Annotated in this window: 8 protein-coding genes; 5 read left to right on the forward strand and 3 right to left on the reverse strand. The window is 74.7% G+C overall.

What is annotated here, in order from left to right:
• Positions 1-2: 2 nt before the first annotated feature.
• Positions 3-1,232, reverse strand: a complete 1,230-nt coding sequence (locus tag ABZZ17_RS04805) for a hypothetical protein (RefSeq protein ID WP_356872008.1) — start codon at positions 1,230-1,232, stop codon at positions 3-5.
• A gap of 312 nt (positions 1,233-1,544) precedes the next feature.
• Here ABZZ17_RS04805 and ABZZ17_RS04810 point away from each other — a divergent pair, with 312 nt between their 5' ends.
• The 3 genes from ABZZ17_RS04810 (at position 1,545) to ABZZ17_RS04820 (ending at position 4,576) form a co-directional block, all read left to right on the forward strand.
• Positions 1,545-2,603 (forward strand): MerR family transcriptional regulator, encoded by a 1,059-nt coding sequence (locus ABZZ17_RS04810; RefSeq protein ID WP_356872010.1) that lies wholly within the window; start codon positions 1,545-1,547, stop codon positions 2,601-2,603.
• 11 nt (positions 2,604-2,614) lie between these two features.
• Entirely contained in the window at positions 2,615-3,253 is a 639-nt protein-coding gene (locus tag ABZZ17_RS04815; RefSeq protein ID WP_356872012.1) for a hypothetical protein, read from the forward strand.
• Positions 3,254-3,361: 108 nt separating this feature from the next.
• Positions 3,362-4,576 carry a serine hydrolase domain-containing protein gene (locus ABZZ17_RS04820; RefSeq protein WP_356872014.1) on the forward strand — a complete coding sequence of 405 codons (1,215 nt, stop codon included), beginning with the start codon at positions 3,362-3,364 and terminating at the stop codon, positions 4,574-4,576.
• Between the two features lie 18 nt (positions 4,577-4,594).
• On the opposite strand, the gene ABZZ17_RS04825 is transcribed toward ABZZ17_RS04820, so the two are convergent.
• Positions 4,595-6,661 (reverse strand): NB-ARC domain-containing protein, encoded by a 2,067-nt coding sequence (locus ABZZ17_RS04825; protein ID WP_356872016.1) that lies wholly within the window; start codon positions 6,659-6,661, stop codon positions 4,595-4,597.
• A gap of 58 nt (positions 6,662-6,719) precedes the next feature.
• Positions 6,720-7,430 (reverse strand): FCD domain-containing protein, encoded by a 711-nt coding sequence (locus ABZZ17_RS04830; protein WP_356872018.1) that lies wholly within the window; start codon positions 7,428-7,430, stop codon positions 6,720-6,722.
• A 133-nt stretch (positions 7,431-7,563) separates the two neighbouring features.
• Here ABZZ17_RS04830 and ABZZ17_RS04835 point away from each other — a divergent pair, with 133 nt between their 5' ends.
• Together ABZZ17_RS04835 and ABZZ17_RS04840 are read left to right on the forward strand one after the other, a co-directional pair.
• Positions 7,564-8,088, forward strand: a complete 525-nt coding sequence (locus ABZZ17_RS04835; protein WP_356872020.1) for a gluconokinase — start codon at positions 7,564-7,566, stop codon at positions 8,086-8,088.
• Between the two features lie 22 nt (positions 8,089-8,110).
• A complete protein-coding gene (locus ABZZ17_RS04840) occupies positions 8,111-9,508 on the forward strand; it encodes a gluconate:H+ symporter (protein ID WP_356872022.1) in 1,398 nt (465 codons plus the stop codon).
• The last annotated feature ends 65 nt before the right edge of the window (positions 9,509-9,573 follow it).

Here is a 9,573-nt window from a genome sequence, read left to right on the forward strand (position 1 = left end):
GGTCAGGGCGCGGGCGTTGCGCGGTGGGGCGGCGGTACGCGGTCGGGCCGGGGCCGGCCCTCGGGGGCGGAGGATCCGAGCAACTCCCGGACCATCTCGGCGCGTTCGGGGGTGCGGACCACGAGGTGGACGTCCCAGGTGGCCCCGCGGGCGAGCTCGGCCTCCACCGCGGCCCACACGGCGGCCAGGCTCTCCGCGGGCGCGAGCCCGCCCCGCCCGGCCCCGAGCAACGGCAGGCAGACGGACCGCGGGGGCGGGTACGGCGCCGGGGCGGACGCTCCGGCTTCCGCCCCGGCACCGGTGTGGGCGTTCGCTCCCGGCACGGCCGGCGCCCCCGCTTCGGCGAGCAGGGCGAAGACCCGGGTCACGGCGCGGGTGACGTCCACGGGCTGGACGTCGTAGTCGTTGGTGCCGGGCCGGGGAACGGCCACCGCCGCGTGGTGGACGTACCGGATGCCCTGGCGTTCGAGGGCCCCGGCGCCGGTGACGGCCACCGTGCCGGGCGCGACCGGCAGGCCCTGCGGGGCGTACCGGTCGGTCCAGGCCCGCAGTTCGTCGCGCAGGGGCTCCGCGACGATCCGTCCGGCGGGGTCGCGCAGGGCTCCGGTGCGGCGCAGCGAGGCCGCGACGGAGGACTTGTAGGCCTCGGGCAGGGCGAAGTGGGTGTTCGACGGGGACACCACCACGTCGATGTCGCGCAGCAGGTCGACGGCGTGCACGTGCAGGGTGACGTGGTGGTCGCGGCCGCCGGCCCGGACGGGTATCCGGTGGTGGCTGGAGGGCAGTTGACGGACCGTCCGCCCCGCGGCGGAGGCCGGGGCCGGTCCGGCGGCCGCACCCGTACCGCCGGCGTGGCGTACGACCTGCTCGGCCACCTGCCCGAGGACCATCAGCTCGTGGTGCTTGCGGAACCGCTCCACGCTGACCCCGTAGACCTGGGCGGCCCGCCTGCGCCGGTCGGCCGGCGGCCAGTCCCTGGTGCCGCGGGCCAGGCCGAGGCTGTATTCGGCGGCTTCCTGGAGGGTGCCTCCGCCCATCGAGGCGACGGCGGTGCGCAGGAGCCGTTCGACAGCGGGGAAGTGCGGCTCTCCGGGGCTCCCCTCCCCCGGACCGGCCGATAAGCCCGTGAGCACGGGAATGCCGAGCTCACGCAATCGGACGATCCCGGCCCGCCGCACTTCCCTCACCTCCGCGAGGACCGCCCCGTAGTCCGGCAGTTGTATGTGCGACATGGCGGAAGGATCGCACCGCCGCGCGCACGCCTACAAGCCGGTTCCGGCCCTCTCCTTCCATGGTGGGGGGCGGGCCGGTCGCGGACGGGGCGTGCGGTGGGCACGGCCGGTCGTATTCCGGGCGGATCGCGGGTGCCGGTGCGGGGTCCCGCGCGGCCGGGCGGTCAGGGGGAGCGGGCCGCGCCGCCGTCGATGCGGATCGACTCGCCGTTGATGCAGGCGGCGTCCGAGGGCTGCCGGAGGCCGTACCGGCCGCCATCGCGCCGACCGCCGGTTGACCTTCAAGTGGGATGAAAGTCGACAATCGCGTTCATGGACGGCACACCAGAACTGATGAGCATCAGCGCGTTCGCCCGGCGGGTCGGGCTCGCGCCGAGCGCACTGCGCTTCTACGACGACTGCCGCGTACTGCCGCCCGCCCGGGTCGACGCGGTCACCGGATACCGCTCCTACTCCACCGCCCAGCAGGCCCGGGCCGCGCTCCTGCGCGCACTGCGCGAGGCCGGACTGGCCCTGCCGGACGTGGTGACCGTGCTCGACGGGCCCGCCGACGGGGCCCGCGAGGTCCTGGAGCGGCACCGCACGGCCGTACGGGAGAATGGGCGGGCCGCCGACGCCGCGATCCGCGCCGTACTGGACACGCTGCCCGCGGGCACGGACCGCACCGAGTTCACCCTCGGCGGGGCCGAGCTGGCCAGTGCCGCACGGCAGGTGGCCCCGGCCGCGGGGCGCGATCCCGTGCATCCCGTGCTCGGCTGCGTGCTGGTGGAGTTCGAGGAGGACGAGGTCCGCTTCGTGGCCACCGACCGCTACCGGCTCTCGCTGCGCACCCTGCGGCCCACCGCCGTGAGCGGGCCGCCGGGGCGCGTACTGATCGAGGCGGGGGCCCTGGTCGCGCTCGGGGCGTGGGCCGCCCGCGCCTCGGAGGTCGTCCTGTCGGCGGGACCCGCCGGCAGCCCCCTGTCCGTCCGGCACCCCGGCGGCGCCCGCGAGGTGGCGGTGACCGAGGGGTCCTATCCCGCCTACCGGGACGTGCTGGCGGCACTGGACGCCCCCGCCCACCGGGTGGTCGTCGGCCGGACGGCGCTGCTCGCCGCTCTGGAGGCCTGCCCGGACGCGGCGGCCGTCCCCGTCGAGCTGGGGCACGACCGGCTGCTGGTGGCGGGGAACGCGCTGCCCGCCGTACGCGAGGAGAGCGATCCGGTGCGGCTCGCCTTCGATCCGGCGGTGCTGGCGGCCGCGCTGGAGGCCGGCGTGGGGCCGGACGCGCTGCTGGAGGTCTCCGGCGCGGCCCTGCCCGTCCTGGTCCGCTCCGCCGACCAGGGCAGTTTCACCACGCTCGTGATGCCCGTCGCCCTCCCCGCAGCCTGAAGGAGACCCCCGTGGACCCCCGCAACACCGTCGTCCGGCTCTGCGCCCAGGGCATGGCCGCCGAGGCCTCGGGCGGGGCCGACGAGGCCCGCGCCCTGTTCCGCCGGGCCTGGGACGCGGCCGCCGACGACTACGAGGCCTGCGTCGCCGCCCACTACCTGGCCCGGCACCAGCCGACCCCCGGGGCGACCCTCCACTGGAACCGGACCTGCCTGGAGCTCGCCGACCGGGTGGGCGACGAGCGCGTACGCCCCTTCTACCCCTCCCTGCACGGCGCACTGGGGCGCGCCCACCTCGAACTCGGGCAACAGGCCGAAGCCCGCGCCCACTTCGAGGCCGGCGCCGCCCGGCTCGCCGAGCTGCCCCCGGGCCCGTACGGCGACTGGCTGCGCCTGCGGATCGCCGAGGGCCTGCGCGCGACCGCCCCGGCCGCCCCTGACCCCCTGCGGCCCCTGCTGGAACGGCTCTGCGCCCGCGCCGACCTCGCCTCGCTGGCGCTGCTGCTGCCCCCGTACCTCGCGAACCTGCGCCGGCCCGAGGACGAGGAGCGCCTCACCACCGCCCTGCGCATGCTCCACGCCGAACGCCGCCTCCCCGAGCGCGACCTGACCGCGCTGGCCGGGGTCATCGCCCTCAGGGACTCCGGGTGACCCTCCGGCGGCCCCCGCGGTGCCGGGCCGCCGCTCGCCGCGCGGGGCCGGGGGCGCGGGCCTACCCTGGTGATGCTGCTTGATCGTCGGGCGACGGGAGGCCCTGCCGTGAAGCCGACCCGCAAGCGTCTGCGGCGGGCCTGCGTGGCCGCCGCGGCCGCAGGTCTCCTGTTCGCTCCGGCCGTGGCGGGGTCCGCGTACGGGGCGGCCCCCGCCGCGCCGGCCGTCCCCGCGGCCCCCTCCCCCGATCCCGACGCGGAGTTCGTGCGCCTCACCCCGGCCGTCGCGGCCGAGCTGGACGCGGCCGTGCGGAAGGTCATGGACGAGACGGGCGTCCCCGGGGTGACCGTCGGCCTCTGGGCCCCCGGCAAGGGCAGCTACGTGAAGACCTTCGGCGTGGCCGACAAGGCGACCGGCGCGCCCATGGCCACCGGTCTGCACGTCCGCATCGGCAGCGAGACCAAGACGTTCACGGTCACCGCCCTGCTGAGGCTGGTCGACCGGAAGGAGATCGGCCTCGACGACCCCGTCGCCACATACATCACCGGTGTGCCGAACGGGGACCACATCACCCTGCGCCAGCTCGCCGGCATGCGCAGCGGGCTCTTCAACTACAGCGGGGACGCGGACTTCATCAAGAGGTTCGAAGCCGACCCCAACGCGCTCTTCACACCGCGCCAGTTGCTCGACTACTCCTTCAAGCACCCCGCGCAGTTCGCGCCGGGAGCGGAGTTCGACTACAGCAACACCAACCTGATCCTGCTCGGCCTGGTGATCGAGAAGGTCACCGGACGTCCGCTCCACGAGGTCATCGAGCAGGACGTGCTGAAGCCGGCCGGGCTGCACCGCACGCTCTTCCCCACCGGCGCGGAGATCCCGGCTCCGTACGCGCAGGGCTACACGAACCAGACGGCCTCCGGCAAGACCGTGAACTCGACCCACTGGGACCCCTCCTGGGCCTGGGCCGCCGGGGCGATGATCTCCGACCTCCAGGACCTGCGCAGCTGGGCCCGCACGCTCGCCACCGGCACCCTGCTGACCCCCGCGACCCAGGCGCAGCGTCTGAAGACCACCCCCATCGGCGTTCCCGGCGCAGGCTACGGGCTGGGCATCTTCAACGTGCAGGGCTGGATCGGCCACAACGGCTCACTGCCCGGGTACGAGACCCTGACCGTCTACCTCCCGCAGGCGCGGGCGACGATGGTCATCCTCCTCAACACCGACGCCCTGCACGACGGCCAGGAGCCCAGCACCCTCTTCGGCGAGGCGGTCACCGCCATCGTCAGCCCCGACCATGTCTACCCCGGCCACAAGCCCCACTAGGTCGTGTCGTCGAAGTCCTCACGTGGCGCGTGAGCGGGTGCGCTGGGCGTGGCCGTGGCGTACGCCCTCCTGGAATGCGGCCTCGTAGGCCTGGTCGCCCAGTGCGCCGCGGGCGGTGCGTTCGAACTCCTCGCGGACCGGACCCAGTTCCGGTGTTCCGCGCTGGGGGTGGCCGACCGCCTGCCAGTAGGCGTGGCCCGCGCCGTAGGCGTGCGCGGCTCCCGCTTCGTCGCCGGCCGCGGCCCGGGCCGCGGCCAGCAGGTCGAGGCCGAGTGCCGTGCCGAAGCTGTCGCCGAGTTCCCGTTTGCCGTCCAGCATCGCCCGCGCGTGGGCGGCGGAGTCGACGGGTCGGCCCTCGAACAGGCAGATCAGGGCCAGTTGGTAGTCGGCGTAGGCGCGGGTCCAGTGTTCCCCGCGGGCCGCGCAGCCGGCCCGCAGCAGCTCCGCTTCGGCGCGGGCGTCGACGAACAGGCCCATGCCGGTCAGGGCGAACACCCGTACCAGGTGGCTGCGCAGCCGTGACGGCGAGTCGAAGGGGGTGCCGGGGCGGGCCTCCAGCGCGTTGTCGGCGATGATCCGTGCGGCCAGCGGACGGCCGGCCAGCAGGTGGCTCAGGCCCAGCAGGTAGGCGGCGTCGAGGGCGGAGCGCGGGTCGGCCCCGTCGGTCGCGGCGAGGGCCTCGCAGGTCACCGCGAGCCGGTGCGCCTCGTCCTGCTCCCCCTGGAGCAGGAGGGTGACGCCGAGGGCCCACAGGGCGCGGACCCGGCCCCTGAGGTCGACGTCCTCGGGGCGGGCGGCCTGCAGCGAGCGTTCCAGGTAGCCGCGGGCGGCGTGCAGGTGGCCGCAGCAGGCCCAGAAGAAGCCGACGCGGCCCGCCAGTTCCACGGCCGTGGCCGGCGCGGTCGCCAGGTAGTGGTCGAGGGCGGCGCAGAGGTCCTGGTGGCCGGTGGCGATCCCGCGGTAGGCGTCCCGCTGTCCCGGGCCCAGCCATTCCCGTTCCGCGGTCCGCACCAGGCCGAGGAAGTGGGCGGCGTGCCGGGCGCGCAGCGCGTCCGTTTCGCCGACGGCGTCCCGCCACATGGCCCCGTACTCGCGGATCGTGTCCAGCATCCGGTACCCGGTGCCGTCCGGGGTGCGGCGTACGACGGACTTGGCGGTCAGCGCCGCCAGCAGCGGCGGGACGTCCTCGGGCCGCAGCGGGGCCGCGGCGCACACGGCCCGGGCGGCGTCCTCGTCGAAGACGCCGCCGAAGACGGACAGCCGCAGCCACAGCAGGCGTTCGCGCGGGGTGCACCACTCGTGGCTCCAGCCGATGGCGGTGCGCAGGGCGCGGTGGCGCGGCGGCCGGGTCGCGCCGGCGGCGGGGAGCACTCCGATCCGGCGGGCGAGGCGCGCGGCGAGTTCCTCGACGGTGTGGTCCGTCAACTGCGCGGCGGCCAGTTCCAGCGCGAGGGGGATGCCTTGGAGGCGGACGCAGATCGCGTGGGCGGCCGCGAGCCGCCCCGGGGTCCACGGCTGCGGGGGCCCGGGACGGGCGGCGTCCGCCCGCGCGGTGAACAGGGCGAGGGCCTCTCCGGCGCCGTCGGAGTGCGGCAGGGGGCCGATCTCCAGTACGTGCTCGTCGGCGAGCCCGAGGGGCTCCCGGCTGGTCACGAGCACGACGAGGTGCGGGGCGGCCGCCAGGAGGTCCCGTACGAGGTCCCGTACGGCGGCGGTCAGATGTTCGCAGCAGTCCAGTACGAGGAGCAGCCGGCGCGCGCCGATCCATGCGCGCACGGCTTCGGCGAGGGTGCGGGAGGTGTGGTCGGCGAGGTCGAGCGCGTCCGCGACGGTGTCCGGCAGGAGCCGGTCGCCGGGCAGGGGTGAGAGGTCGGCCCAGTGGACCCCGTCGGGGAAGGGGCCCCGGGAGGTGGCGGCGCCTTCCAGGGCGCGGCGGGCCAGCCGCGTCTTGCCTACCCCGCCCGGCCCCGTGAGGGTGATCAGCCGGCGTGCGGCCAAGGCCGTGCGCAGCGCGCCCAGTTCACCGTTCCGTCCCACGAAGGAGGCGGGTCCGCCGTCGTCGTCCCCGGCATCATGTCCCAGCACGCGCCCAGTCTGTCGTACGGCGGGGTGCCCGCGTACCGTCCGGGTGCGGGCGGCGCCGTCAGGGGGCGAGGACGTCGAGCTCGTCGAGGGCGCCGAGGGCGATCTGCCGGGTCAGGGCCTCGGCGGCGGTGGCGTCCCCCTCGCGGACGGCTTCGGCGACCCGTACGTGGAGGGTGACGGCGGCCGGGTCGGGGTCGTGGAACATCACGGAGTGCTCGGTGCGGCCGGTGAGCACCTCGGCGACGACGTCGCCCAGTCGGGCGAACATCTCGTTGCCGGAGGCGTTCAGCACGGTGCGGTGGAAGGCGATGTCGTGGTGGAGGTAGCCCTCCAGCTGGTGGCCGCGGGAGGTGCGGACCATGCCGAGGGCCGCCTCGGTGAGCTGGGCGCACTGGTCCGGTGTGGCGCGGGAGGCGGCGAGTCCGGCCGCGACCGGTTCGACGGCGGAGCGCAGCACGGTCAGGGAGCGCAGCTGGCGGGGGCGGTCGGTGCCGGCGAGGCGCCAGCGGATGACGCGGGGGTCGTAGACGTTCCACTCGTCGGCGGGCCGGACGGTGACGCCGACGCGGCGGCGGGATTCGACGAGCTGCATGGACTCCAGGACGCGGACCACCTCCCGGACGACGGTGCGGGAGGCGTCGAAGCGGTCGGCGATCTCGTCGGTGCGCAGGACGCTGCCCGCCGGGTGCTCACCGGCCGTGATGGCGAGGCCGAGGGTGTCCAGCACCAGGGAGTGGAGGCCTTGCGCCGGGCTGCCTTCGGTGGTCATGGCGTAAGCGTACGGTGACGCCCCGAAGAACCAATGGTGTGATGTTTTACCGTTCGACTCTTGAATAAGTACTACTTAATAGGCTTCAGTGGTGCCGCACGGACCGATGGCGACGAGGACAGCGAGGTACGACGTGAGCTCCCAGCGCGTCATTGTGGTGATGGGCGTGGCCGGTACGGGCAAGACGACCGTGGGGCGGCTGCTCGCCGCCGCGCTCGGCCTCCCGTACGCCGAGGGCGACGCCTTCCACCCGGCGGCGAACGTCGCCAAGATGTCCGCCGGCACCCCGTTGGACGACGCCGACCGGTGGCCGTGGCTCGACGCCATCGGGGAGTGGATCCGCGAGCGGGGCGGACGGCGGGGCGGGGTGGTCGCGGCGTCGGCGCTCAAGCGCGCCTACCGCGACCGGCTGCGCGCCACCGCCCCCGGGGCGGTGTTCGTCCACCTCACCGGGGGCCGCCCCCTGATCGAGCGGCGCATGGCCGCGCGCACGGGCCACTTCATGCCCGCCACCCTGCTCGATTCGCAGTTCGCCACGCTGGAGCCGCTCCAGGAGGACGAGCTCGGGGTCGTCGTCGACGTGTCCGGATCCCCAGAAGAGATCACCGGGCGGGCGCTGGCCGCGCTCGCCGCACTCCCCCTGCCGCACCGCCCCTAAAGAGATTCGAGGAACCGTCACCGTGACCGGTCTCAGCGTCGAGACACTGGCAGCGGCCGCCCCCGGACCGATCACCTCGGCCGGGAACACCCAGCTGGGCATCGCCGTCCTCGCGGGCATAGCCGTCATCGTCCTGCTCATATCCCGCCTCAAGCTGCACGCCTTCCTGGCGCTGACGGTCGGTTCGCTCGCCCTCGGGGTGTTCGCGGGCGCGCCGCCGGCGAAGACCATCACCAGCTTCACCGCCGGGCTCGGCGCCACGGTCGCGGGCGTCGGCGTGCTGATCGCGCTCGGCGCGATCCTCGGCAGACTGCTGGCGGACTCCGGCGGCGCGGACGAGATCGTGGACACCATCCTGGCCCGCGCCAAGGGCCGGGCGATGCCCTGGGCGATGGTGCTGATCGCCTCCGTGATCGGTCTGCCGCTCTTCTTCGAGGTCGGCATCGTCCTGCTGATCCCGGTGGTGCTGCTGGTCGCCAAGCGCGGGAACTACTCGCTGATGCGGATCGGCATCCCGGCGCTGGCCGGCCTGTCGGTGATGCACGGACTGATCCCGCCGCACCCCGGACCCCTGGTCGCCATCGACGCCCTGCACGCGAACCTCGGCGTCACGCTCGCCCTCGGGGTCCTCGTGGCCGTCCCGACCGTGATCATCGCGGGTCCGCTGTTCTCCCGGTACGCGGCGCGCTGGGTGGACGTCCCCGCCCCCGAGCGGATGATCCCGCAGAGCCCCTCCACGGATCCCGAGCACCGCCCGCGCTTCGGGGCGACCGTGTTCACCGTGCTGCTGCCGGTGGCCCTGATGCTGGTCAAGGCCCTGGTCGACATCGTCGTCGACGACCCCGCCCACCCGGTCCAGCGGGTCACCGACGTCGCCGGATCCCCGCTGATCGCCCTGCTGGCGGCGGTGCTCGTGGGCATGTTCACCCTCGGCCGGGCCGCCGGCTTCACCAAGGAACGGCTGTCCTCCACCGTCGAGAAGTCCCTCGCCCCCATCGCGGGCATCCTGCTGATCGTGGGCGCGGGCGGCGGCTTCAAGCAGACCCTGATCGACGTCGGCGTGGGGCAGATGATCCTGGACCTCTCCGCGAACTGGGCGATCCCGACCCTGCTGCTCGCCTGGCTGATCGCGGTGGCCATCCGCCTCGCCACCGGCTCGGCCACCGTGGCCACCATCTCGGCGGCCGGCCTGGTGGCCCCGCTCGCCGCGGGGGCGGGCACGACGGAGACCGCCCTGCTCGTCCTGGCCATCGGTGCGGGCTCGCTGTTCTTCAGCCACGTCAACGACGCCGGGTTCTGGCTGGTCAAGGAGTACTTCGGGATGACCGTCGGGCAGACCCTGAAGACGTGGTCGGTGATGGAGACCATCATCTCGGTCGTCGGTCTCGGCTTCGTCCTGCTGCTCTCGCTCGTCCTCTGACGGCCCCCACGCCTCCACGGCCCTGACGGCCGGCGCCGCCCGCGGGTTCAGCCCCGCGGGCGGCG

This window comes from Streptomyces sp. NPDC006512 (assembly GCF_040611935.1).
Lineage (GTDB): Bacteria > Actinomycetota > Actinomycetes > Streptomycetales > Streptomycetaceae > Streptomyces.

Coding starts and splice junctions, on each gene's coding strand:
- ABZZ17_RS04810 (WP_356872010.1), top strand. CDS start 1,545: ATGGACGGCACACCAGAACTGATGAGCATCAGCGCGTTCGCCCGGCGG.
- ABZZ17_RS04805 (WP_356872008.1), bottom strand. CDS start 1,232: ATGTCGCACATACAACTGCCGGACTACGGGGCGGTCCTCGCGGAGGTG.
- ABZZ17_RS04830 (WP_356872018.1), bottom strand. CDS start 7,430: ATGACCACCGAAGGCAGCCCGGCGCAAGGCCTCCACTCCCTGGTGCTG.